Raw genomic sequence first — 22,665 nt, forward strand, 5'->3', positions numbered from 1 at the left:
CTGTGTCTGATGATTGCCTCGACGAGCTCGGTCATGGGATGACCTCCTCGTGGAGTGGGCTGAGATGCCGCGACTCTGACAGAGCAGATGCATCGCGACAAGGGATTTCGTGGTGAAGATATCAAATTGCTACGAATTCGCTTGACAGACCGCGAAGAACTGACAACATGTCGCACCAGGACGGCAACCCGGCGGGAACGCCCCCGTAACGCCGGACCGCTAGGAGGAATCCGCTCACATGACGACGCCGCCCCGCGTACGCCGGAACAGCGCAGGCCCCGGCGGCCCGGTGGTGCTCGACGACCTGTCCAAGCAGATCATCGAGCAGCTCCAGGCCGACGGGCGCAAGCCGTACGCGGCGATCGGGAAGGCCGTCGGCCTCTCCGAGGCGGCGGTGCGCCAGCGGGTGCAGCGCCTCCAGGACGCCGGTGTCATGCAGATCGTCGCGGTCACCGACCCGCTCACGCTCGGCTTCCCCCGGCAGGCCATGATCGGCGTCAACTGCGAGGGCGACCTGGAGAAGGTGGCCGACGAGCTGGCCGGCATCGAGGAGATCGACTACGTCGTGCTCACGGCCGGCTCCTTCGACGTGATCGTGGAGGTGGTCTGCGAGGGTGACGGGCACCTGCTGGAGATCCTCAGCAAGATCCGCGCCATCCCCGCCGTACGGGCCACCGAGTCGTTCGTCTACCTCAAGCTGCGCAAGCAGACCTACTCCTGGGGCACCCGCTAGCCGACCCGGGCGACCGCCCGCACGGGCGAGCCGTCACCTCCGGCGATCCGCAGCGGGAACATCGACACCTCGACCTCCCGCTGCCCGATCAACCGGTCGAGGCCGCACAGGTTCTCGGCGATGACCGCGTGCGCGCGCAGCAGCGCCTCGTGCGCCGGGAAGGCGTCGGCAGGCGTTGGATCCACGCTCAGGGCGTCGATGCCGACCGTCCGCACTCCCCGCTCGACCAGCAGCGACGCCGCCTCCGCGCTGAGGAACGGGTGGTCCTGGCTCCCGAACGGCCACCCGGTGGCCACCAGCACGATCACCCCCGGGCTCACGTGCTCGAACAGCTCGGGACCGATCGGCGAGCCCGGCGCGCGCCCCATGGCGTCCACGACCGCGGCGGGCCCGTGGAAGCGTTCCAGCGGCAGCTCGTCCAGCGTGGGCAGCGAGCCGTCGAGGTGGTACGGCGCGTCCACGTGGGTGCCCGAGTGGGAGCCCAGGTGCAGGCCCAGCACGTTGACGCCATCGCGGGCCACGGTGAGCGCCGGGCCGATCGAGACCTCCGGGTCGCCCGGATAGACGGGCATCCCGGTCTCGATCGGCACCGACAGGTCGAGCAGCGCCATCAGGTCACCGGCTCCACGATCGGCAGCACCGGCGTGTCGGCCGAGCGGACCAGGCGCGGCCCGTCAGGCCCGTAGACCTCGCGCGGCTCGGGGAAGAGCGCCAGCAGCGCCAGGTAGAGCAGCCCGGCCACGGCCAGCCCGACAGGGAGCGAGATGTCGATCCCGCTGGCCAGGTTCCCCAGCGGCCCGACGAACTGCCCGGGCAGGTTGACGAACATCAGCGCCAGCCCGGCGGAGACCAGCCAGGCGCTGAGCCCGCGCCAGTTCCAGCCGTGCGTGAACCAGTAGCGGCCGCCGCGCTGGCGCCGGTTGAACACCTGCAGCGCCTCCGGGTCGTACCAGCCGCGCCGCGTCACGTAGCCGAGCATCATGATCACCATCCAGGGTGCCGTACACGTGATGATCAGTGTGGCGAACGTGGAGATGCTCTGCGTGAGGTTCGCCGCGAACCGGCCGATGAAGATGAACACGATCGACAGCGTGCCGATGAACACCGTGGCCTGGACCCGGGAGAAGCGGGGGAAGACGCTGGAGAAGTCGAGGCCGGTGCCGTACAGGGAGGTCGTGCCCGTGGACATGCCGCCGATCAGGGCGATGAGGCAGACGGGCACGAAGTACCAGCCGGGCGAGACCGCCAGCAGGCCGCCGACGTAGTTGGGGGCGGCGGGGTCCACGTACTCGGCGGCCTTGGCGGCGATGATCGAGGCGGTGGCCAGGCCGAAGAAGAACGGCAGGATGGTGGCGGCCTGCGACAGGAACGCCGCCGCCATCACCCGCCCGCGCGGGGTGCTCGCCGGGATGTAGCGGGACCAGTCGCCCAGGAAGGCGCCGAACGAGACCGGGTTCGACAGCACGATCAGGGCCGCGCCGATGAACGAGGGCCAGAACAGGGCGTCGCCCGGCTTCACGGCGCCGGCGTACGACGGGTCGAAGTCGCCGGCGAAGGCGAACACTCCCAGCACGAACAGCAGTGATGCCGCCGCGACCGCGATCTTGTTCACGAACAGCATGAACCGGAAGCCGTACACGCAGACCACGAGCACGAGGACGGCGAAGATGCCGTACGCGACCCCGTACGAGAAGTCGGTGTCCGGCAGCCCCACCAGCCGGTGGGCGCCGCCCACGAGCGCGTCGCCCGACGACCACACCGAGATCGAGAAGAACGCGATCGCGGTCAGCAGCGACAGGAACGAGCCCACGACCCGGCCGTGCACGCCCAGGTGCGCGGAGGAGGACACGGCGTTGTTGGTGCCGTTGAGCGGCCCGAACAGCGACAGCGGCGCCAGGATCAGCGCCCCCGCCACCAGCCCGAGCACGCTGGCGGCCAGGCCGTGCCAGAACGACAGGCCGAACAGGATGGGGAAGGCGCCGAGCACGCACGTCGCGAACGTGTTGGCGCCGCCGAAGGCGACCCTGAACAGGTCGACGGGGCGGGCGGTGCGGTCGGCGTCGGGGATGCGCTCGACGCCGTAGGTCTCGATCTCGGTGAGGGAGCCGCTGCTCATGTCTTCTCCTGGAGCGCCAGCAGGCTGACGAGGTCATAGGCCACGTGGGAGGCGGCGATCGAGGTGATCTCCGCGTGGTCGTAGGCGGGGGCCACCTCGACCACGTCGGCCCCGATCAGGTTCAGCCCGGCCAGGCCGCGCAGGATCTCCAGCAGCTCGCGGCTGGTGAGCCCGCCGGCCTCCGGGGTGCCCGTGCCGGGGGCGTGCGCGGGGTCGAGCACGTCGATGTCGATGGACAGGTACAGCGGGCGGTCGCCGACCCGCTGCCGCAGCAGGTCGATCACCTCGTCCAGCCCGCGCCGCAGCACGTCGGCCGCGGTCACGATGCCGAACCCGAGCCTCCGGTCCTCCTCCAGGTCCTTCTTGCCGTAGAGGGAGCCCCTGATGCCGACGTGGCTGAGCGCCTCGGTGTCGAGAACGCCCTCCTCCACGGCCCGGCGGAAGGGGGTGCCATGCGTGTACTCGGCCCCGAAGTAGGTGTCCCACGTGTCGAGGTGCGCGTCGAAGTGCACCAGCGCCACGGGGCCGTGCTTCCTGGCCGCCGAGCGCAGCAGCGGCAGCGCGATCGTGTGGTCGCCACCGATGGTGACCAGCCTGGCGTCCAGGTCGTCGGCCGCGCCCTCGATGGTCTCGATGGCCGCGCCGATGTCGAACGGGTTCACCGCGATGTCCCCGGCGTCGGCGACCTGCACCTGCTCGAACGGGGACACGTCGAGGCCGGGGTGGTAGGGCCGCAGCAGCCGGGACGCCTCCCGTACGGCGGCGGGCCCGAACCGGGCGCCGGGACGGTAGGAGACGCCGGTGTCGAAGGGCACGCCCACCACCGCCACGTCCGCCCGTTCCACCTGGTCGAGGCGGGGCAGGCGGGCGAAGGTGGCGGGGCCCGCGAAGCGCGGGACCTTGCTGGAGTCGACGGGACCGAGGTTCATGCGCCTCAGTGTTCGTCACGCCTCTGACCTGCGGCAATTGTGGTCGTCACGAAGTATTACGGTGTGTGTTGTGGCCGACCACAAACTCACCGTGGAGGATCTCCTCCGCTCCCCCGCTCTCCAGCTCCGCGTGCTGGCGGGCGAGGCCGGGCTGGCCCGCTCGGTCTCGTGGGCGCACGTCAGCGAGCTGGACGACCCGACGCCGTGGCTGCTCGGGGCCGAGGTCATCATGACGACCGGCATCGGCGTGCCCCGGGCGGCCGCCAGGCAGCGGGCCTACCTGGAGCGCCTCGACGACGCCGGCGTCTCCGCGCTCGCCCTGTCGGCCCAGCTCCACGTGCCGCCGCTGCACCCGGCGTTCTTCGAGGCCGCGGAGGAGCGCGGCATGCCGGTGCTGGAGGTGCCGCTGGCGGTGCCGTTCATCGCGATCGCGCAGGAGGTCGCGGCGGCGCTGCAGGAGGACGCCAGCCACCGGCTCGGCGCCCAGCTCCAGGTCTTCGGCGCGCTGCGCTGGCTGGCCGCCGAGGACCTGGACACGGCCACGCTCTTCAAGCGCCTGGAACGCCTGTCCGGCTACGACGTCTACCTCTCCACCCGCTCGGGCCGCCCCCTGCTGCCCGGCGTCCCCGTCCCCCCGCCGTCCGTCCTGCCCGCCGCGCCCGACGCCCCGCCCACGATCCCCGGCGGCTTCGTGCTGCCCGTCTCGGCCCCCGGCGGCCCCGCCGGGTACCTGGTGGCCTTCGAACGCGAGGGCGCCCGCCCCGCCGGCCTGGCCGTGGTCCAGCACATCGCCACGGTGGCGGCGCTCCAGGTCGCGATGGCCAGGCACGAGCGCGAGACCCTGCGCAGGGAGGGCGCGGAGACGCTGGCCGAGCTGCTGCAGGACGTGCTCGACCCGCCGTCCGTTCGCCGCCGCCTGGCCCGCCTGGGCCTGTCCACGGAATCGGACACGGTGCTGCTGGTGGTGCGCGGCGTTCCCGACGACGCCCTGCGCCGCGCCCTGGACGACCTGCCGCACCTGATGCTGCGCCGCGGCGACGACCACTACCTGCTGGGCCCGCCGGCGCTCGGTCCCGCCGTAGCCGCGGTGCCGGGGGTCGCCGCCGGGATGAGCCGCCCGTTCCCGCCCGGCGAGTCGCTGCGGGTGGCCCAGCGGGAGGCGGCCTGGGCGGCCACGCACGCCGCCGAGTCGGGCCGCGGGCTCGTCACGTACGGCGACGACACGACCGGCCGGTGGCTGCCCGAGGACCCGGCCACACTGACCGCGTTGGTGGAATACGTGCTGGGCAAGGTGCTCGCCTATGACGAGGCGCACAATTCCTATTTGCTGGCTTCCGTACGGACCTGGCTGGAACATAACCGCCATATGCGCGAGGCCGCCACGGCCCTGCACATCCATCCCAATACCCTGGCCTACCGGCTGCGCCGATTCAGCGAGCTCAGCGGCAGGGACCTCGACTCCAGCGCGGCCTTCGCCGAGGTCTGGCTGGCCATCCGCGCGGCCCGCCAGCTCGGGCTCCACAACTGAGCGGGCCCGATAGTCACCGCCCCAGTTCGGCCGCATCCGAAAACAACGCCCGATTATCCGGCATTTCATTCGGCCAAAGTCCCGTCGTATCATCGCCACAGCGGGCGAGGAGGGACTTTCTATGGCGCAACCGGCTCGCGCGGTCGGCACCGGGCTCGTGGAACTGACCGACCTGACGCTGCTCCAGCTCGTCGAGGTGGACGAGGCGACCCTCGACCGGGCAGTGCGCGGGATCGTCGGGCGACGAGGGCCGTGGGACCGGCTGTGGCAGGAGGACAGCGCCTCGGGCCACGGCGCCGTCCCGTGACCGCCGGCACGTACGAGCTCTGCGACCACCTGGCCGACCCCACCCCCGCGCTGCTGGAGCGCCTCAGGGGCCTCCAGCTCGCCAGGAACCAGGTGCTCCTGGCGGCGGTGCAGCGCAGGGTGCCCGGCCACGACGCCGCCTTCCAGGAGCTTGTGCGCCTGCAGCGGGACGAGCCGCGGCTCATGGCGGAGCTGCTGCTGCTCCCCCAGGTGGGCTGCTGGGCGGTGGACGCGTTGTGGCGGCTGGACCGCGGCGAGGAGCCGGACCTGGCCTACCTGGCGGCCTTCGCGGCCGGCGCCGCCATGCGGGCCGGCCGGCGGCCCCTGCCGTTTCCCGGCCCGCTCGTCCCCGGGATGGGCACGGTCACCGAGTCCGGCCTCGTGCCGATCCCCCTCCTCGACGTGGCGGAGGGCGCGGCCCGGTTGTCCGTCCGTCTCGACGCGATCGACCCCTACCTCGCCGGCTACGGCAGGCGGGGCGGCGCCGACCCGGTGTGGTGGCAGCGCGAGCTGAGCCGGGCCTGGCGGGTGCTGTGCGAGCGGCATCGCGCGGCGGCGCAGACGGTGGCGGGGGTCTTCACCACGCTGGTGCCCCTGGACGGCGGCGGGCACGGCCGGCCGTTCAGCGCCACCTCCGGCTGGGCGTACGGCGCGATCGCCCTGTCGCCGCCGCCCGATCCGCTCGCGTTCGCCGAGAGCCTGGTGCACGAGGTGTGGCACCTGCTGCTCGGTGCGGTGGAGGACACGACCTCGCTGGTCGATCCCGGCGACGACCGCCGCTGGTACGCCCCGTGGCGCTCCGACCCCCGGCCGCTGGGCGCGCTGGTGCAGGGCTGCTTCGCGAACTTCGCGATCACCGCGTTCTGGCGCACCGAGTGCGGCGTGCCGTCACCGCGGGAGCCGGGCCGGGCGGAGACCGAGTTCGCCCACCGCCGCGCCATCACCTTCGAGGCGCTCAGCCGGGCGGCAAGCTCGGGCGGCCTGACGACGGCGGGCTCGCGCCTGGTGGACGGCCTGCTGCGACGGCTGGCCCCGTGGCTGCGCGAGCCCCTTCCCGCCGCGGCCGAGCGCCGCGCGGACGAGCTGCGGGCCGCCCACCGGGCGCGCTGGCTCGCCGCCAACCCCGGGCACCGCGTCTGACGCTCCGCAAGGGAACCACGACCGGAAACCGCTCCGCACCGGAAGCACGGCCGGAAACCGCTCCGCGCCGGAACCACGGCGGGAAACGCGGGTTCAGTCGTTCATCGGCTCGATGCCCATGTTGATGCGCCCGAACTGCGCGGCCAGCCGGGCGTGCGGATGGTCCGGCAGCAGCGAGTTCCGGTACCGGTCGAGCGCCTCCTCCCGCAACCGCGCCGCGGCGTCCTTGTCGCCGTCGGCGTTACGGTCGAGGGCGAGGTTCGCCATGGCGGCCAGCGTGTTGGGATGGTCGGCGCCCCGCGTGTCCTGGCTGCGTTCGAGCACCTTCTCGCCCAGGCTCCTGGCCTTGCGCACCTCCCCCAGTGCGGCCAGGTCGCTGGCCAGGCTGTGCATGGCGATCAGCGTGTTCGGATGGTCCTCGCCCAGGTCGGCGATCAGCCCTTCGACGGCCCGCTCGCTCAGCCTGCGCGCCGCGTCCGGGTTGTTGCGCACCCGCAGCACGATGGCCAGGTTGGAGCAGGCCATGAGCGTGTTGGGATGGTCGGTGCCGGCCACCTTCTCCAGGCTGGCCACCGTCTCCTCGCCCAGCCTCTGGGCCCCGGCCAGGTCCTCCGTGAGCCGGTGGTCGTTCATGAGGTTGGTGGCCGACTGCAGCGTCTGGCGGTGCTCCTTGCCCAGGATCGACTGGTGCAGGTCGAGGGCCTTGCGCCCCTGGACGAACGCGTCCTCGTACAGGCCCACGCGGTTCAGCGCCACGCCGAAGTCGATGGCGACCAGCAGGCGGAACTGGTTCCACGGGTAGTTGCCGCGCTCCAGGGCGTTGCTGATCCTCCTGACCAGGTCGAGCGACTCCTCGTAGCGGCCGAGCCCGCGCAGGCAGCGGGCGCGGCCGAACTGCGAGCTCAGCGTGGGCCGCTCGACGGGGCCGAAGATGCGCAGCCTCTCCGCGAGGGTCTCGTCGTCGTACTCCAGCGCCTCCGCGAAGCGGCCGAGGCAGCGCAGGCTCACCGCGACGTTGCTGCGGATGCGCAGCGTGTCGGGGTGGTCGGGGCGCAGCTCCCGCTCGAAGAGGGGCAGCAGCTTCTGGTCGTTCTGCAGCGCCTCGGCGTAGCGGCCGAGCAGGCGCAGGCCGATGCCGTGGACCCGGGCGCAGTCGAGGTAGACCGGGTCCAGCTCGCCGAAGCCGTCGTGCAGCCGCCGCAGCGTGTCTGCCAGCAGCCGCTGGCTCTCCTCCCACCGGCCGGAGACGCGCAGCGCGTTGCCGACCTGGAGGGCCAGGGCCAGCGTGTGCTTGTCGTCGGGGCCGAACCGTTCGCGCCACGACTCCAGCGTGGGCAGGCCGAGCCGCAGGCTCTCCTGGTGGCCGCCGCGCCGGAAGAGCTGCTCGACCTGGTTGATGATCAGCCTGCGGACGTTGGGGTCGCCGGACTCGGTCGCCTTCGAGGGCACCAGGTGCTGCAGGGAGCGCTGGTAGATCTGCTCGCTGTCCTCCCGGTCGACCGCGCGCGGGTCGGAGGCGGCCAGCAGGAGGTGCGCGGCCTCGCGGTAGCGGGCGGCGGCCTCGGGGTCCTCGCGTACCATGCGGTCCCTGGTCACGGCCTGCACCACGCGGTGGAGCTGCACCACATTGCGCACGCCGTCGAGCTTCAGCATGGAGTAGCGGCCCAGCTCCCTGGCCGCGCGGCGGAAGTCGGTGACGGAGCTCAGCACCCGGCTGAGCGGCTCGGGCAGGCTCGCCGCCACGGTGGGCTGCACGAGCAGCTCCTCGGCGACCGGCTCGGCCGACAGGCTCGCCAGCAGCCGGAACAGCGCGTCGGCCTCGGGCGAGATCTTGTTGCGCGAGACGCTCCACGTGGTGGCCACCGTCTGGGGATACTTGATGTCCACCGAGCTCGCCAGCAGCGCGTGGGCGTTGTCGCGGAACAGCGCCAGATACTCGGTGATGCTGGTCCCCGTCTCGTTCAGGTAGGCAGCGGCGTGCTCGGCGGCCAGCGGGAGGTTCCCGAGCTGTCCCGCCAGGTCCTGCGCTTCGGCCTCGGCGTCCACGGAGCGCTCACTACCCCGCCCGGACAACGCGATCACCCGTTTGTGCAGGAACTTGACCGTATCTTCTGGCAGGAACTCCCCGACTTCGATGCCGTCCAGGTTCATCGCCCGGCGCCAGTGGCGGTCGCGGGTGGTGATGATGACGTGGCCGCCGCCGCTGGGCAGGTAGTTCTGGACCTCGTTGGCGCTCTCGACGTTGTCGTAGATCAGCAGCCAGCGCTCGAAGGGGTCGTGCGCTGCCAGAGCGGACAGCACGAGCTTGGCGGAGTAGTCGCGGTCGTCGGGGCGGAAGCCGTTCAGCGCCATCTTGCGGCCGAGCCCGATCAGCGCGTTGATGATCGTCTCTTCCTGCTCGGCCCTGACCCACCAGACGAGGTCGTAGTCCTCGCTGTGGCGGTGGGCGTACTCGGCCGCGATCTCGGTCTTGCCGATGCCGCCCATGCCGTAGATCGGCTGCGGCGGCTGGCCGACGAGCGCGGTGGAGTCGAGCGCGAGCCGCTCGCGCAGCTCGGCCAGCTCTCGCTCACGGCCGGTGAAGTAGCGATTACGGTACGGGATCTCGCGGCCCCAGATGGGGAGTCGTCGGTCCTGGCGTGCCCCGTGCTCCATCACGATCACCGCCGTTGGTCGCCGTCCAGCCCGTTGTCCTCGACCTTAATGCGTCCGTCGATCTCGCGTCTCTCACATCGGGGAGAGTCCCCTTACTCCGTCCCAGCCTGCCAGAATTATGGTCATATATCGGTTTATGTTGCAGCTAACCCTGAGTTATCGGGCGACTATTCCCGGCTATTGACGGCGGCGGCTCTTTCATGGAACGTCTGTAACGTTGAGCACCCGAGCCGCCCTTACCCCGGAAGGCGGTGGCGTGTGCGCACCGGTGACGCCGACGGCCAGAACGACGACGCCTGGGACCTGCTGATCGGGGATCTCAACAATGGAGACTGCGTCCCTTTTCTGGGCGCGGGAGCCAGCGCGGAGCGGCTCCCGCTCGGTGGCCAGCTCGCCAGGAAGTGGGCGGCCAGGATCAGGTACCCGTCCGGCGACACCGGCGATCTGGCGCGGGTGATGCAGTATGCGGCCACCATGCACTATCGCGACGCGATCAGGACCAAACGCGAATTCCTCAACGAGGAGTTCGCACACGCCGTCCCACCGGCCGCGACGGACGAATTCCCGGTGCACTCCGTGCTGGCGCGATACCCTCTCCCCCTCTACATCACCACCAACTACGACGACTTCATGTTCCTGGCATTACAGCAGGCGAGAAAGCGGCCCACCTGGGATCTGTTCCCCTGGTACGCGATGTCCCCCGACGACTGGACCGGGAGCCCCTTCCGTGAATCCGACTACGTCCCGTGCGAGGAGCGCCCTCTCGTCTTCCACCTGCACGGCCACCACAAGGAGCCGCACTCGATCGTCCTCATCGAGGACGACTACCTCGACTTCCTGGTCCGGCTGGCGCAGGACGGCAGGCACAGCAGCGCCTCCTCGTCCGGGGGCCGTCCGATGACCCTGCTGCCGTACCCGATCCGCACCGCGCTGCGCACCAAGGCGCTGCTGTTCATCGGGTACGGGCTGCGCGACTGGACCTTCCACGTCATGTTCAGGACGCTGCTGCACGGCCTCCTCGGCACCATGCGCAGGGAGCACACGAGCATCCAGCTCAACCCGCACGACCATCCCGGCGACGAACGCGAGTACCTCGAACGCTACTTCCAGGCCCAGAGCATCCGCATCCTGTGGGAAACCCCCCGCTCGCTCAACGACAAGCTCGCCGCCGGACTGCGGGAGAAGCCATGACGGCCCTTCCAGGAGACAGGACCGCCGAGCCGTACGTCGGCCCGCGCCCCTTCCGCAGGGCCGAGTCCGCCCTCTTCCACGGCCGCACCGAGGAGGCCCGCCACCTGCGCGACGCCTGGCTGTCGGAGCGCGTGGTGGTGCTGCACGGCCCGGCCGCCGTCGGCAAGACGTCCCTGCTGCACGCCGGGGTGCTGCCGCTGCTGGAGGAGGAGCCGCGGCCCGCGCGCACGCTGGTGCTGCCGGTGGGCCGGTTGATCCACCAGCCGACCTGGCCGCTGGCCCTCTCGTCGGGCCCCGGCGGCTACCGCTTCACCCTCATCAGCAGCTGGACCCCCGCCGGCCAGGCCCCCGACCCCGAGCAGGCGGTCGGTGCGGCGCTGGAGAGCGTGATCGCCGATACCGCACCCCGCCGGGTACTGGCCGCCATCGACCACATGGAGGAGCTGTTCACCGCCTTCCCCGCCCGGGTCCAGGAGCGGGAGCGGCTCGTCGCCGAGCTGGCGGGCGCGCTGCGCGAGCTGCCGCTCAACCTGCTGCTGGTGGTGCGGGACGACCAGCTCGCCACGCTCAGCTCGTACGAGGGGCTGCTGAGCCCGCAGCCCTTCGCCTACGTCCGCCTGGAGGGGCTGGACCAGCCGTCGGCCGTGTCGGCGGTGACGGGGCCGGCGTCGGGCAGCGGCCGCCGGTACGCCGCCGGCGTGGCCGAGCAGCTCGTCCAGCGGCTGCGGACGACCACGTACACCGACCGGCTGGGCACCAGCGTCGAGATCGTCAGTGACCGGGTGTCGCCGTTCGAGCTGCAGATCGCCTGCGCGGCGCTGTGGGCGAGCCTGGACGACGGCGACGACGCGATCACCCCCGACCGGCTGGCCCAGCTCGGCGACCTCGCCGGGATCCTCGCGGGGTACTTCGACCGGACCGTGCGCGACGTGAGCATGGAGACCGGCGTGCCGGAGCCGGAGCTGCGCGACTGGATCGAGACGACGTTCATCACCGAGCGGGGCACGCGCGGCACCGCCTACCGCGGCCTGACGCAGACCGCCGACATGCCCAACCCCGTGGTGGACGCGCTGGTGGCCCGGCACATCCTGACCGAGGAGCAGCGGGCGCGCAGCCTCTGGTACCAGCTCGGGCAGGAGCGGCTGGTCGAGGCCGTGCGCACCGCGAACCGCGCGCACCACGTCGTGCCCGCCCGCGGCAGGCCGCAGGAGCACACGCCCGCGGACTTCCGCGCCGCCGCCGAGGCCGCGCTCGGGGAGGGCAACTTCATCTCGGCCCATCGCTTCGCCTCCGTGGCGGCCAGGCGGTCGCTGGAGCAGGGCGACGAGCGGCAGTTCGCGAACCTGCTGGCGTTCCAGGCCGAGGTGTCCAGGATCGAGGGCGACCTGGAGGCGGCCAAGCAGACGCTGAACGAGGCCCGCTCGCAGTTCGAGAGCCAGCAGGACGCCCTGTCCACCGTGCAGGTGCTGACCGCGCTGGCCGAGGTCTCCCTGTCGATGGGGGAGGCCGACGAGGCGGTCGATCTCGGCAGGCAGGCGGTGGCCAGGATGCCCGGCGACGTGAGCGCCCGCACGCTCCTGGCCTACGCGCTCTGGCAGGCGGGCTCGCCCGCGGACGCGGAAGCCGCCTACAACGACGCCCTCGACCTCGACCGCAACGCCGCCCGCGCGCTCTACGGGCGGGGCCGGGTCCGGATCGCGCTGCGCGACTTCCGCGGCGCGCTCGCGGACCTGGACCGGGCACTGGCCCTGGGCCTGCCCCGCGCGGAGGAGGACCGCGCCAGGGCGGCCCGGGAGGAGGCCCAGCGCCGCCTGGGCCTCTGAGCCGTTACGACAGCCGCACCGTCGACAGCCGCACCGTCGACCGTCGCGATCTCCCGCCTGTGCCGTTACGACAGCTGCACCGTGGCGATCTCCCAGGCGCCGAGCGGCAGCCGGAGCGTCCCATCTGTCACGTCGAGCTGCTCTCCCGGGCGTCCCCGCAGGTCGGCGCGGCACGCCTGGGTGAAGCTCCCGCTGATCACGGCCTCGGTGTCCTCGCCCGTGAGCGCCACGACGCGCAGCTCCCGCCGGCCGTCGCGCTCGCGCAGCGAGGTCATCACGACCCCGTCCCCGCTCACCGACAGCCCGGCCGCGGGCTCGGGCAGCGGCAGGAACCGCTCGCCGAGCCCCGGCACCACCAGCAGGTCATGCCGGAAGGCCTCCGCCTGCGGCACCACCTCGCCCCACGACCCCTGGTACGGCATCAGCGCCACGCTCACCGCCCGCACCCCGCGCGACTGCGCCGCGGGAGTGGGCAGTTGGGGCCCGGCCGGCTCCGGCCGCAGCGCGTTGCGGTTGCGGGAGAGGTAACCGACCGAGCGCAGCAGCGTGAGCGCCAGCTCCCCATCGGCCAGCTCGTACTCCGTCACGTGCTCCAGCAGCGCCGCCACGCCTCCCGCGGCCACCCACGAGGAGGCGGGGAAGGTGGGCAGCGGGGTCTCGCCGCAGCCGCCCTCCGCGGTGAGCCCGCGGGTGACGACCGCGAACTGCCCCTCCGCGTACGACTGCGTGGCCTCCGCCGGCAGCGGGACGTGCAGGCGCACCCGGTGGTCGGCGCAGCGGTTGTCGAACTCGACCCGCAGCCGTACGAACGGCTCCCCCGCCCGCAGCTCGACCCGGGTGGTGACGGCGATCTCCTCCATCCTGGCGGAGCGCGCAGCGGCGGGCACCTCGGGAGCGCCCTCGACGCCCTCGCCGGAGGCCGGCCACAGGTACGTGCGCCGCACGTCCACCATCGCCACCAGCGGCCCCGAGCAGATCAGCTCGGTCTCCACGTCCACGGGCTCCGACACGATCATGTCGGCCGCCGGCGGCGCGTAGTTGTAGGTGTCGCCCACGTCGCCGCCGTCCACGAGCCGGCCGGCACCGGTGACCGTGGTGCCGTCCTGGCCCACCACCGTCAGGGTGCCGTCGGGCGCGATCGTGACCCGCAGCAGCCCGTTGTCCAGCACCTCCTCGTCGCCCCGCACCGGCAGGGGAGCCGAGTCGGAGCTGAGCCAGCAGGACGGGTGGTGGGTGCCGGGAGAGGTCTGCGCCTCGCCGTACACGTGGTCGCGCGGTGCGGGGCGCAGGCTCGTGTGGCCGAGGGGCGGAGCCTCCACCAGGGCGGCCACCGTGCGTCGGGGCTCGGCGACGATGCGGACGCGGGTCACGCCGCCGATGGCGGCGCGCAGCTCGTCCAGGTCGGTCACCATGGAGGTCTCCCTGGCCACGGTGAACGTGAGAGTCCCGTCCTCGATGGTCCAGCCGGTGATGTGCTGCCCGTACAGCTCGGTGCCGTGCACGAAGCTCAGCGCCGTGGCCGGGTCCATCTCCTCGTCGAGCAGCAGCGTGGCCGCGTACTCCAGCGGCTGCACCGGCACCGGCGCGCCCGACGGGGCCACCAGCGGGTCGGTGCCGGCCACGTCCACGACCACGACGCCGCGCCGGGCGCCGGGGGTGGGGTTGACGATCAGCACGCCGTCGGACGGCACCGCCCGGGCCAGGCGGGCGGTGACCAGGTCGCGGACGGCCTGCCCGAGCTGCTCGGCCTCGGCGATGCGGGCGGCGACCTGCTGGGCGGTGTCGTCCACGCCGCAGCCGGTCACCGAGTCGTGGCCGCTGGCGTCCACCAACCGCCACCACGCCATGTCGAGGAAGCGGCCGGGCCACTCCTCGCCCCAGAGCGCGGCCAGCGGCTCGGCGTACCGCTCGACCATCCGCTCGGCACGGCTCATGGCCTGCTTGACGTGCGGGCGGATGGAGATGACGCCGGGCAGGATGTTGGCGCGGGCGTGGGAGCGCAGCTCGCCGCGCACCCGCGGCAGGCCCTCCACCTCACCCGAATAGGCGCCGATGTATCCGGACAGGGTGTCCATGCGGGCGCCGATCTCGGCCACCATCTCCGGCAGCCCGCGCACCGGCGCGGAGTGGTCGGTGCCGTACATGGCCAGCAGCGACCCCTCGGGCCCGTGCCACTCCCGCATGGTGCGCACGAACCCCGCCGCCCGCTCCTTGAGCCCCTCCCCGTCCTGGAACAGGTAGGCGCCGTTCCCGTAGCCGCCCGCCGGGAGGTACTGCGTGCGCAGCGCCGTGCCGTCGGGCGCCACCCAGGCGAAGGCGTCGGTGGTGACGGAGGCCGGGACGCCCCGGTAGACGCAGGCGTGCAGCAGGCCGGCCTTGCGCAGGATCTGCGGCATCTGCGCCGTGTGGCCGAACATGTCGGGCAGGTAGCCGACCGGCATGGCGCCGCCCAGCTTGTCCGCCCTGGCCATGCCCAGCTCCAGGTTGCGGATGATGTTCTCGCCCGAGCAGAGGAACTCGTCGAGCAGGATCTGCCACGGCCCCACGGCCAGCCGCCCCGACCGCACCAGGGCGGCCACGCGATCGCGGTTCTCCGGGCGTACCTCGAGGTAGTCGTCCACGCAGGCGAGCTGCCCGTCGAGGGTGAAGTGGTAGTCCGGCTCGCGCTCCATCGTGTCGAGCACCTCGTCGAGCAGTGCGACCAGGCGCAGCCTGAAACGCTGGAAGGGCTCGTACCACTCCCTGTCCCAGTGCGTGTGCGGTACGACGACGATATCCGTGCTCACGCTGACTCGCCTCCCAAGGGCAGATCGTTCAGAACGGCGTAGCGTGCCGCGATGCGCTGCGCCGTGACGATGTCCTCCAGCCCGCCGGCCGCGTCGGTGAGCGGTGGCTTGCCATCGTTCACGTAAGCATGAAAGGCGGCCAGTTGTATCTCGAACGCCTCGGTCACGTCGCGCCAGTGCGTACGGCTCTCGCCCCCGGACACCACGGTGAGCGTGGTCGGGGCGTTCATCAGGTACGGCGAGGGGAAGACGAGCTCCAGCGAACCCCGGTCGTGGTGGATGGCCACGGTCTCGCGGTAGGCGGGGTAGTCCTCCAGGTAGTGCCAGCGGATGGAGAAGCGGCCCTGTACCGGCAGGGGGCCGGAGATCTCGATGGAGCCTGGCGCGGCCCCCCACATGTCAACATACGAAATTTCCGCAGGAGAGCCGGTAAAGCGCCTCATAAGCGACAAGTCGTGGCAAATGGAGCCGAGCGCTACCCCGTACAGGTGCCGCACCTGCTCCGGAGCCTCCTCCCCCAGCGCCCGCGACACCAGGTCGCGCTCCGCCGCGCGCAGCGAGGCCAGCAGGCCGGCGTCCACGTCGCCCGCCTGCGTCAGGTTCGCGAACGCGAGCTGCGACTCCCCGCTCGGATGCAGCACGGTCACCTCGACCGCCCTGATCGCCTCGGGCCCGCCCAGCTCGGCCAGCACCTCCTCGGCCCGGCGCACGGCCGGGTCGTACTGCTTCATGTAGCCGACCATCAGCCGCCCCTCGGGCAGCGCCGCCACCTCGGCCCTGGTCAGCGCGAGCGGCTTCTCGCAGAGCACGGCGTACCCGGCGGCCAGCGCCTGCCGTACGGTCTCGCCGTGGGAGCCGGACGCCAGCACGACGACGGCCTCGAACCCGCCGTCGGCCAGCAGGTCCGCCACCGCCGTGTACCGCCGGGCGGCGCCCAGCCGGTCGCCCACGGCGTCGGCGAGCGTGCGCGACAGGTCGCAGACGGCGCTCACCTCGAACAGGTCCCGCCGCCGCGACAGCAGCGGCACGTAGACCGCCTGCGTCACGGCGCCGCAACCCACCAGCGCGATTCTCAAAGCCCCAAGTCCTTCAGTTTCCGGCGGTTGGCCGCCTGGTCGGCGATGTTCTGGGCGACCGTGCGCCGCCCGGGCAGGGTGTCCTGCTCGATCACGATCCAGCCCGCGTAGTCGATCTCGTCCAGCGTGCGCACCACGGCCGGCAGGTCCAGCTCGCCCTCGCCGAGCGGGGCGAACCCGCCGCGGCCCATGAGCTCGCGCAGGTCCACGCCGTCGGACAGCGCCTGGGCGAGGATCGTGGTGTCGCCGTCCTTGATGTGCACGTGCCCGACCCGGTCCGCCCACGCGCGCAGCGCCGCGACCGGGTCGCCGCCGGCCAGCAGCAGGTGACCGGTGTCCAGGCAGAGCTGCACGTCGGTCAGCTCCAGCAGCCGCTCGACGTCCTCGGGGGTCTCGACGTGGGTGCCGAGGTGGTGGTGGAAGACCGGCTCGAAGCCGCGCTCGCGGCACCGCTCGGTCGTGTCCTGGATCCGGGCGGCGAACGCGGGCCACTCGGCGGCCGGCAGCCCTGGAGCGGTCCCGCCGGGCCGCGCGAAACGTTCCGGCGTGCCCGGGCAGGCGATCGTGGGCCGCGGCGGGAGGTCTCCTGGAGGCGCGGCGGCGAACACGTCGAGCGCCGCCGTCAGGGTGGGCAGCGCCTTGTCGTACCCGTCGGCGTCGTGAAAGGGCAGGTCCACCCAGCCGCCGCAGAGCAGCAGCCCGGCCCCGGCGAGCCGGTCGGCCAGCTCGGTGCCGGTGCCCAGGTAGCCGATCGGCCCGGAGTCGATGCCCTCGTAACCCGCCTCGGCCAGCGCGCGGACCATCTCGTCGGCGGTCAGCGGCGGCGGGCCGTCGCTCAACTCGAACACGCCGAAGCTCACGGGGGCGTTGGCGACTTTCCTCACGCGCATAGCGCGATCACCTCGTTCTCGTAGGACTCCAGCCGGTGTTGTCCGTCGACGGCCGGCAGCAGCACCCGCTCGCCGCGGACGACCTGCCGCGTGCCGTCGGGGCGGACCAGGACCAGGCCGTCGGCGTCCAGGACGAGCAGCTCGTCGCCCAGCCTGAGCAGCAGCGGCCCGTCGGGGCCCGTGGACACGGCGGTGCGCCCGGCGCGCACGCCGTCGAGGACGGCGGCGGGGTCCTCCGCCAGCACCCAGGTCGTGGGCGCGCCGGGCAGGCCGTCGGAGCCCGGCTTGTGGAAGTCGCTGCCGCCGATGGCGATCACGTCGTCGCGCCAGGCGTCGGCCCAGGCCAGCGGCGCGCCCCAGCGGCGGTCCCACCAGCCGGAGCTCCACACCTCGGCCACGCGCGGCCGGCGGCTCATCGGCAGCAGCCAGGCGCAGTCGCCGCCGAGCGGATGGTTGATCGAGATCAGGCCGCCCGCGCGCTCGGCGTGCTCCACCCACGAGTCGGCGGGCTCGCGGAAGTCCACCCAGCCGACGTCACCGAACACGTTCGCGTGGCCGCGGTCGGTGGTGACCTCCTGGCCGGGGATGAGCGTGATGTCGCGGTCGATCTTGCTCAGCCAGGGGTGGTGGCTGACCGTGTTGTGGTCGGTGACGGCCAGGAAGTCGAGGCCGCGCCCGCGGGCGAGCTCGGCCAGCTCGGCGATGGTCAGGCTGCCGTCGCTGTGGAGCGTGTGGGCGTGGAAGTCCCCGGCGTACCAGCGCAGGCCGTCCACGTCCGGGATGTCGCGGCGCGGCGGCCGGGCGCCGTGCGGCGGCTCCTCGGCCGCCGGCTCGGGCGGCGCGGCCGGTTCGCAGGTGATGTCCAGCGTGTAGTCGAGGCCCTGCGGCGGGATGCGGTGCAGCCGCAGCCACACGTTCCAGGTGCCGGCCTCGGGCTCGCCCGGCAGGTAGCCGGGAGTGGCCCAGTCGCGGGTGACGGTGTACTCGTCGCGCGCGCCGCCCGACCAGCCGCGGAAGCCGCCGGGAGCGCCGCAGCCGAGGTCGATCACCCCCTGCGACCTGTCGTAGGAGAGCTTCACGTGCACCGCGGCCGTCCCCTGCGGCACCTCGAACGGCACCTCGCGCAGGATCCGCTCCAGCCGGTCGTCCAGCGACCAGTGCCCTCTCACACCAGCTCTCCGTTCCGGTAGACCAGCGCGCGGTCACGCCGGGGCACCGCGTAGCCGTCGTCGCCCACCGCGGGCTCGCTGCCCTCGGGCACCACGGCCTGCACGCTCACGTCGTTGACGTCGAGGGTCACCAGGTGGGAGGCGCCCAGGTTCTCCACGATGGCCACCTGCCCGCCGAACGCGCCCTCCGCGGGCTCGGCCGAGTAGGCCAGGTATTCGGGCCGTACGCCGTACACGATCTCCTCCCCGTCGGACAGCGGCCCCCCGGCGGAGGCGGGGACCGCGATCTTGCACCCTGCCACCTCCAGCGTGTCACCTCGTACGGTGCCGTCCAGCAGGTTCATGGGCGTGGAGCCGATGAACCCGGCCACGAAGGTGTTGGCCGGACGCTGGAACACCTCGGCCGGCGTGCCGATCTGCCGGATGTGCCCGGCCTCCATGACCGCCATCCGGTCGGCCATGGCCAGCGCCTCGGCCTGGTCGTGGGTGACGAAGACGGTGGTGACCCCGAGCTCGCGCTGGAGCTTCTTGAGGAACGTGCGGGCCTCCAGCCGCAGCCGGGCGTCCAGGTTGGACAGCGGCTCGTCGAACAGGTACGCCTGCGCCTGCGTGGCCATCACCCTGGCCAGCGCGACCCGCTGCTGCTGCCCGCCGGAGAGCTGCCCGGGCCGCCGGTCCATGAGGTAGTCGAGCCCGAGCCTGGCCCCCACCTCGGCGGCCTTGTCGCGGCGCGCGCCCTTGGCGACCTTCTTGATGCGCAGCGGGTAGGCGATGTTGTCCGTGACGTCCATGTGCGGGAACAGCGCGTAGTCCTGGAACACCATGGCCACGTCGCGGCCGCCCGGCTGCACACCCGTCACGTCGCGCCCGCCGATGACCACGGCGCCGCCGGTGGCGGTCTCCAGGCCGGCGATCGTGCGCAGCAGCGTGGTCTTGCCGCAGCCGGAGGGCCCGAGCAGGGCGAAGAACTCGCCGTCGGGGATGGCCAGGTCGAGCGCGTCGAGCGCTTTCACCCCGCCGGGGTAGACCTTGGTCAGCCCGCGTAGTTCGATGGCGGCCATTAACGCTTGATCCCTCCGTGGAAGCGGAAGCCGTACTTCTTGCTGACGAACAGGTACATGAGCACCACCGGGATCGAGTAGAGCAGCCCGAACGTGGACAACATGCTGAGGTTGGCCTGCCCGCCCTCGGTGTACAGCGTGTACGTGATCACCGCCGCCGGCTGCTTCTCCACGTCGCTCAGCAGCAGGTACGGCATCAGGAAGTTCCCCCACACGTTGGCCACGGCCCACACCGCGATGGTCGCCAGCCCCGGCCGTACCAGGGGGACCACCACGTGCCGCACGATCTGCAGCGGCGTGGCGCCGAAGACGCGCGCCGACTCCTCGTACGACTTGGGCGTGGCGTCCATGAAGTCCTTCAGCATGAAGATCGCCGCAGGCAGCAGGCCGCCGCTCAGGATGAGGATCAGCCCGAGCTGCGAGTCGATGAGGTTCAGCTCCACCGCCAGCTGGAACAGCGGCACCATGGCCGCCGTGCCGGTGATGATCGACGACAGCAGCAGCAGCGCGTACAGCAGGGCGTCGCGGCCGGGCAGCCGCACCCTGCTGAGCGCGTAGGCGGCCAGCGCCGAGAGCAGGACGACCAGCACGGCGGTGCCGACCGACAGCACGACCGAGTTCCACAACGACGGCAGCGCGTACGGGTGCTCCACGACCGCCCGGAAGTTGTCCCAGGTGAAGTCGGGCACCGACACCTCGTACGTGGGGTCGGAGGTGAAGGGCGCGGTCACCAGCCACAGCAGCGGGATGGTGAAGAACGCCAGCAGCACGGCGATCAGCGTGTAGAACCCGATCCGGCCCAGGACGAATCGCGTCATTTCTTGCTCCGCAGCAGCCGCAGGTAGAACACCGCCACGACCAGGTTGATCAGCAGGATGATCGTCGAGACGGCGGCGCCGTAGCCCAGCTCGCCGCCCTGCAGGGCGACCTTGTACACGTGCACGGCCAGGATCTCCGACTTGCCGTCGGGGCCGCCGGCGGTGAGCAGGAACGGGGTGAAGTCGTTGAACGTCCAGAGACTGATCAGCAGCAGGTTCGTCAGGATGTGGCCTCTGATGTGCGGGAACACGACGTCCCTGAGCTGCTGCCAGCCGGAGGCGCCGGCCAGGCGGGCGCTCTCCAGGTGCGAGGGCGGCACGTTGGCGAGCGCGGCGCCGTACAACATCATCGAGAACGCGGTGCCGCGCCAGGTGTTGAACACGATGATCGACAACATCGGGTGGTCCAGCAGCCAGGCGGTGCCGGGGATGCCGAGCAGCGCGTTGAGCGTGCCGCCGTCGCGGTCGAGCAGCGCCACCCAGAGGAACGACACGATGGCGCTGGGCAGGATCCAGGCCAGGATGACCAGACCCTCGACCACCCGTTTGAGCGGGCCGCGCCGGTCACGCAGCAGCCACGCGATGGTGAAGCCCAGCCCCACCTGGCCGATGACGGCCGAGCCCAGCACGAACTGCACGGTCAGCCAGGTGGAGCTCCAGAACGTCGGGTTCGAGACCGCGTCGAGGAGGTTGCCGAGGCCGACGAACTGCGGCTCGGCGGCGGCGATGCCCGTCAGGCGGTAGTTCGTCAGGCCGAGGTAGAGCACCCAGAGCGCGGGGAAGACGAGGAAGGCGGCGATCAGCAGCAGGGCGGGGGCCATGAAGACCCCTGCCCGCGCCTTCCCCAGGCCCGCCGCGTCCGAGCTGTAGCGGGAGTGCTCCCTCGTGCCGCGGTCTGCCTCGGGAGCCTCAGGAGGCGATATTGCCTGCGCCACCGACGATTCCCTCAAGCTTCTTCTGGTAGTCGGCCGCGGCCTGGTCAGGAGCCGTGCCGCCGGCGACCGCGGCGGTGGCCTCCTGCAACGCCACCGACACCTGCGGGTAGAGCGCGACCGGCGGGCGGTAGGCCGTCACCGGCAGCACCTTCTCCGAGATGAACGTCAGCAGCGGCTCGCCCGCCAGGATCTCCTTGTTGACGTCCGCGCGCGGAGTGATCCGGACGTTGCCGTCCTTGGTCTCCTCCTTCAGCGCCTCCGGGGAGAGTGTGAAGGCCAGCAGCTCGAACGCCTCCTTCGGGTGCTTGCTGTTGGGGTTCACCGTGCGCAGGGCGCCGCCGGACATGCTGACGAAGTCCTGGCCCTTGATGCCCTTGCCGGGCTCGATGGCGGGGATCATGGCGTACCCGACGGTCTGGTCGCGGTCGGCCATCTTGGCCACGCCCGTCTTGGGGTTGACCACGCCACGCCAGAAGTAGTCGCCCTCCATCAGGATGCCGATCTTGCCCTCGGCGAACTGCTGGAACGACTTGTCGCGGCCCTTGGCCTCCTGCTGGAGCTTGGGATCGCCGAGGCCGCCGCCGTAGATCTTCTGGTAGAGGCCGAGCGCGTCCTTCAGCGGCTGGGAGGCGCCGGTCCACTTGCCGTCCTTCTGCACCTCGCCGCCCGCGCCCGCGAGCAGCGGCAGCACGCCCTGCATGGAGGTGGCCTCGCCCATCGCGGTGCCGGCGTTGATCTGGATGGGCACGGGCACGCCGGAGGACTTGAGCTTGGCGCCGGCGTCGAGGATCTCCTGCCAGCTCTTGGGCTGCCAGTCGGCCGGCAGCCCGGCCTTGGCGAACAGGTTCTTGTTGAAGTAGAGCACCCGGCCGTCGGTGCCGACGGGCAGGGCGTACTTCTTGCCGTTGAACTCGGTCATGGCCTGCACGGCCTCGGGGATCTGGGCCCAGCCGTCCCAGCTCTCGGCCTCGGCCCCGACCAGCTCCGACAGCGGCTTGATGTAGCCGGCCTCGGCGAACTCGCCGGCCCAGATGCCGTCGATGTCGATCACGTCCGCGCCCTTGCCTGACTTGAGGTCGAGGGAGAGCTTGGTCTTGTACTGCTCGTCGTCGACGCCGCTGGGAACGAACTTGACCGTGACGTCCTTCCCCTTCGCCTTCTGCGCCGCCTCGAACTTGGGGATCACCCAGTCGGCGATGTACTGCGCCGCGGCCGCGTTCTTGCCGCCGGCGATGGCGTTCTGGGCGATCGTCAGCTCGATGGTCTCACCGCCCCCGCCGGAGGACTGGCCGCACGCGGCGAGCCCCAGACCGGCGGCTGTGATGACCGCGACGACACCCATCGACCGTTTCCGCAATGCCATGCAAACCCTCCGACGTGTCCTTAAGGGAGGAGGCCATGGGCCAATATGTCATGACATTCATATGACGTAAAGACCTGGCCGTTATTCGAGGACGTGCCCACATGCTGCGCCTTTGCCCACGCGGGGCGATCTTCACTACCCGGTAT

Annotated in this window: 18 protein-coding genes; 6 read left to right on the plus strand and 12 right to left on the minus strand. The window is 71.7% G+C overall.

Features of this window, described 5'->3' with window-relative positions; genetic code table 11:
• The first annotated feature begins 238 nt into the window (after positions 1 to 238).
• On the plus strand, positions 239 to 733 hold the full coding sequence (locus HD593_RS47220; protein ID WP_185109425.1) for an Lrp/AsnC family transcriptional regulator: 495 nt from the start codon (positions 239 to 241) through the stop codon (positions 731 to 733).
• Here HD593_RS47220 and HD593_RS47225 read toward each other — a convergent pair.
• The 3 genes from HD593_RS47225 to speB are packed head-to-tail and all read right to left on the minus strand — an operon-like array spanning position 730 to position 3,778.
• The gene (locus tag HD593_RS47225) at positions 730 to 1,344 is read right to left on the minus strand and encodes a cyclase family protein (RefSeq protein WP_185109426.1); all 615 of its coding nucleotides are present in this window, start codon (positions 1,342 to 1,344) and stop codon (positions 730 to 732) included. The genes HD593_RS47220 and HD593_RS47225 overlap by 4 nt on opposite strands.
• Positions 1,344 to 2,849, minus strand: a complete 1,506-nt coding sequence (locus HD593_RS47230) for a purine-cytosine permease family protein (RefSeq protein WP_185109427.1) — start codon at positions 2,847 to 2,849, stop codon at positions 1,344 to 1,346. Before HD593_RS47230 ends, HD593_RS47225 begins: the two co-directional genes overlap by 1 nt.
• Positions 2,846 to 3,778, minus strand: coding sequence for an agmatinase (speB, locus tag HD593_RS47235; RefSeq protein ID WP_185109428.1), 933 nt, complete (start codon positions 3,776 to 3,778; stop codon positions 2,846 to 2,848). Before speB ends, HD593_RS47230 begins: the two co-directional genes overlap by 4 nt.
• A gap of 70 nt (positions 3,779 to 3,848) precedes the next feature.
• Between speB and HD593_RS47240 the strand changes: the two genes are divergently transcribed.
• From HD593_RS47240 to HD593_RS47250, 3 genes are all read left to right on the plus strand, one after another.
• Positions 3,849 to 5,306: a PucR family transcriptional regulator gene (locus HD593_RS47240; protein WP_312904242.1), complete on the plus strand. Its 1,458-nt coding sequence runs from the start codon at positions 3,849 to 3,851 to the stop codon at positions 5,304 to 5,306.
• A gap of 121 nt (positions 5,307 to 5,427) precedes the next feature.
• Complete coding sequence (locus tag HD593_RS47245; protein ID WP_185109430.1) at positions 5,428 to 5,613, plus strand: hypothetical protein; 186 nt, start codon at positions 5,428 to 5,430, stop codon at positions 5,611 to 5,613.
• Complete coding sequence (locus HD593_RS47250; RefSeq protein WP_185109431.1) at positions 5,610 to 6,752, plus strand: aKG-HExxH-type peptide beta-hydroxylase; 1,143 nt, start codon at positions 5,610 to 5,612, stop codon at positions 6,750 to 6,752. Before HD593_RS47245 ends, HD593_RS47250 begins: the two co-directional genes overlap by 4 nt.
• A gap of 93 nt (positions 6,753 to 6,845) precedes the next feature.
• On the opposite strand, the gene fxsT is transcribed toward HD593_RS47250, so the two are convergent.
• The gene (gene fxsT / locus HD593_RS47255; protein WP_185109432.1) at positions 6,846 to 9,407 is read right to left on the minus strand and encodes an FxSxx-COOH system tetratricopeptide repeat protein; all 2,562 of its coding nucleotides are present in this window, start codon (positions 9,405 to 9,407) and stop codon (positions 6,846 to 6,848) included.
• Between the two features lie 258 nt (positions 9,408 to 9,665).
• Between fxsT and HD593_RS62745 the strand changes: the two genes are divergently transcribed.
• Both HD593_RS62745 and HD593_RS47265 read left to right on the plus strand, forming a co-directional pair.
• The gene (locus HD593_RS62745) at positions 9,666 to 10,598 is read left to right on the plus strand and encodes an SIR2 family NAD-dependent protein deacylase (RefSeq protein ID WP_185109433.1); all 933 of its coding nucleotides are present in this window, start codon (positions 9,666 to 9,668) and stop codon (positions 10,596 to 10,598) included.
• Complete coding sequence (locus HD593_RS47265) at positions 10,595 to 12,421, plus strand: tetratricopeptide repeat protein (protein ID WP_185109434.1); 1,827 nt, start codon at positions 10,595 to 10,597, stop codon at positions 12,419 to 12,421. Before HD593_RS62745 ends, HD593_RS47265 begins: the two co-directional genes overlap by 4 nt.
• 65 nt (positions 12,422 to 12,486) lie before the next feature.
• On the opposite strand, the gene HD593_RS64820 is transcribed toward HD593_RS47265, so the two are convergent.
• Genes HD593_RS64820 through HD593_RS47305 form a run of 8 tightly spaced genes read right to left on the minus strand, consistent with a single transcriptional unit; the run spans position 12,487 to position 22,519 of the window.
• Positions 12,487 to 15,207 (minus strand): glycoside hydrolase family 38 N-terminal domain-containing protein, encoded by a 2,721-nt coding sequence (locus HD593_RS64820; RefSeq protein ID WP_185109435.1) that lies wholly within the window; start codon positions 15,205 to 15,207, stop codon positions 12,487 to 12,489.
• Positions 15,204 to 16,283 (minus strand): Gfo/Idh/MocA family protein, encoded by a 1,080-nt coding sequence (locus tag HD593_RS47275; RefSeq protein ID WP_185109436.1) that lies wholly within the window; start codon positions 16,281 to 16,283, stop codon positions 15,204 to 15,206. Before HD593_RS47275 ends, HD593_RS64820 begins: the two co-directional genes overlap by 4 nt.
• Positions 16,280 to 17,173 (minus strand): TIM barrel protein, encoded by an 894-nt coding sequence (locus HD593_RS47280; protein ID WP_185109437.1) that lies wholly within the window; start codon positions 17,171 to 17,173, stop codon positions 16,280 to 16,282. The genes HD593_RS47275 and HD593_RS47280 overlap by 4 nt, the downstream gene beginning before the upstream one ends.
• The gene (locus tag HD593_RS47285) at positions 17,164 to 18,342 is read right to left on the minus strand and encodes a CehA/McbA family metallohydrolase (RefSeq protein ID WP_185109438.1); all 1,179 of its coding nucleotides are present in this window, start codon (positions 18,340 to 18,342) and stop codon (positions 17,164 to 17,166) included. Before HD593_RS47285 ends, HD593_RS47280 begins: the two co-directional genes overlap by 10 nt.
• Entirely contained in the window at positions 18,339 to 19,403 is a 1,065-nt protein-coding gene (locus HD593_RS47290; protein ID WP_185109439.1) for an ABC transporter ATP-binding protein, read from the minus strand. The genes HD593_RS47285 and HD593_RS47290 overlap by 4 nt, the downstream gene beginning before the upstream one ends.
• Entirely contained in the window at positions 19,403 to 20,221 is an 819-nt protein-coding gene (locus HD593_RS47295) for a carbohydrate ABC transporter permease (RefSeq protein ID WP_185109440.1), read from the minus strand. Before HD593_RS47295 ends, HD593_RS47290 begins: the two co-directional genes overlap by 1 nt.
• Complete coding sequence (locus HD593_RS47300) at positions 20,218 to 21,156, minus strand: carbohydrate ABC transporter permease (protein ID WP_312904244.1); 939 nt, start codon at positions 21,154 to 21,156, stop codon at positions 20,218 to 20,220. The genes HD593_RS47295 and HD593_RS47300 overlap by 4 nt, the downstream gene beginning before the upstream one ends.
• Positions 21,131 to 22,519, minus strand: coding sequence for an extracellular solute-binding protein (locus HD593_RS47305; RefSeq protein ID WP_246547110.1), 1,389 nt, complete (start codon positions 22,517 to 22,519; stop codon positions 21,131 to 21,133). The genes HD593_RS47300 and HD593_RS47305 overlap by 26 nt, the downstream gene beginning before the upstream one ends.
• Positions 22,520 to 22,665: the final 146 nt, after the last annotated feature.

This window comes from Nonomuraea rubra (genome assembly GCF_014207985.1).
GTDB classification, from domain to species: Bacteria; Actinomycetota; Actinomycetes; order Streptosporangiales; family Streptosporangiaceae; genus Nonomuraea; species Nonomuraea rubra.

Coding starts and splice junctions, on each gene's coding strand:
- HD593_RS47220 (WP_185109425.1), top strand. CDS start 239: ATGACGACGCCGCCCCGCGTACGCCGGAACAGCGCAGGCCCCGGCGGC.
- HD593_RS47225 (WP_185109426.1), bottom strand. CDS start 1,344: ATGGCGCTGCTCGACCTGTCGGTGCCGATCGAGACCGGGATGCCCGTC.
- HD593_RS47230 (WP_185109427.1), bottom strand. CDS start 2,849: ATGAGCAGCGGCTCCCTCACCGAGATCGAGACCTACGGCGTCGAGCGC.
- speB (WP_185109428.1), bottom strand. CDS start 3,778: ATGAACCTCGGTCCCGTCGACTCCAGCAAGGTCCCGCGCTTCGCGGGC.
- HD593_RS47245 (WP_185109430.1), top strand. CDS start 5,428: ATGGCGCAACCGGCTCGCGCGGTCGGCACCGGGCTCGTGGAACTGACC.
- fxsT (WP_185109432.1), bottom strand. CDS start 9,407: ATGGAGCACGGGGCACGCCAGGACCGACGACTCCCCATCTGGGGCCGC.
- HD593_RS47265 (WP_185109434.1), top strand. CDS start 10,595: ATGACGGCCCTTCCAGGAGACAGGACCGCCGAGCCGTACGTCGGCCCG.
- HD593_RS47280 (WP_185109437.1), bottom strand. CDS start 17,173: ATGCGCGTGAGGAAAGTCGCCAACGCCCCCGTGAGCTTCGGCGTGTTC.
- HD593_RS47290 (WP_185109439.1), bottom strand. CDS start 19,403: ATGGCCGCCATCGAACTACGCGGGCTGACCAAGGTCTACCCCGGCGGG.
- HD593_RS47295 (WP_185109440.1), bottom strand. CDS start 20,221: ATGACGCGATTCGTCCTGGGCCGGATCGGGTTCTACACGCTGATCGCC.
- HD593_RS47305 (WP_246547110.1), bottom strand. CDS start 22,519: ATGGCATTGCGGAAACGGTCGATGGGTGTCGTCGCGGTCATCACAGCC.